This window comes from Oleiphilus sp. HI0067 (assembly GCF_001635735.1).
Genome location: NZ_LWFI01001301.1, coordinates 1 through 857 on the forward strand (window position 1 = coordinate 1; position 857 = coordinate 857).

The 857-nt window shown below is 42.2% G+C and carries 1 protein-coding gene and 1 pseudogene; one reads left to right on the plus strand and one right to left on the minus strand.

The genetic code is table 11. The annotated features are described in order from the left end of the window. The coding region (locus tag A3739_RS20120) for a MaoC/PaaZ C-terminal domain-containing protein (protein WP_255376790.1) at positions 1-263 on the minus strand (263 nt) is incomplete at its 3' end. Positions 264-373: 110 nt separating this feature from the next. On the opposite strand from A3739_RS20120, the pseudogene A3739_RS31005 reads away from it, so the two are divergent. Continuing rightward, positions 374-857, plus strand: a pseudogene (locus A3739_RS31005) (ATP-dependent RNA helicase HrpA); the annotation flags it as partial.

The window sequence follows — 857 nt, forward strand, 5'->3', positions numbered from 1 at the left end:
AAATTTTGCTCCAGATGTACTGTTCCGGGACCTGGAATAACAGTAGATAAAGCCGCAGAAATAAGAGAGCCTGCCCACATTCCATGGCCTATACGCTCTTTGTAAGTGGTTTTTTTTGCGTATTCCGCATCCAAAGTAACGGGGTTTACATCGCCAGAAGCAGCAGCAAATAAAACTAGCTCATCTTCCGTTAATGTTTTTGTGAATGTGGCATAATCCCCGACGTGTAGTTCATCGTAAGTAATGTTTTCGATAACCCGCATAATTGGCTTCCGCTATAACAAAGTCTATTCAAGTTAGAATAGGCCACAATCAAAGCGAATCAAACGTCATCGTGTAAGCGTCTGTATCTAAAGAAATTAAAGAGAACCTAGTGTCTGTTTCCGATCAAAACAATATTCAACAATATGATTTGTCTAAATGTTTATTGCGCGATGAGTATGCGATAAGGCGTAAACTGTCCCATGCGGCAAAACTCAATGACAGTGATCGCCAAAAACAGCTTCAGAGCTTGGATGAAAAGTACCAGAAATCATGTGATTTAGTTGAGTCGAGAAAGCAGACACCTGTCACTATTACATATCCTGAAAATTTGCCCGTCTCACAACAGGTTGACGAGATTAAGGATGCGCTTCAAATCGCTCAGGTTGTCGTTGTCGCTGGTGAAACAGGTTCCGGTAAAACGACTCAGCTTCCTAAAATTTGTTTGGAGTTAGGTTTAGCTAATCGTGGATTAATCGGTCATACCCAACCACGTCGTTTGGCCGCCAGAACCGTTGCTAATCGAATTAGTGATGAGCTCAATACAGAATTGGGCCACGCGGTTGGCTATCAGGTTAGATTTACTGATCAGTCCT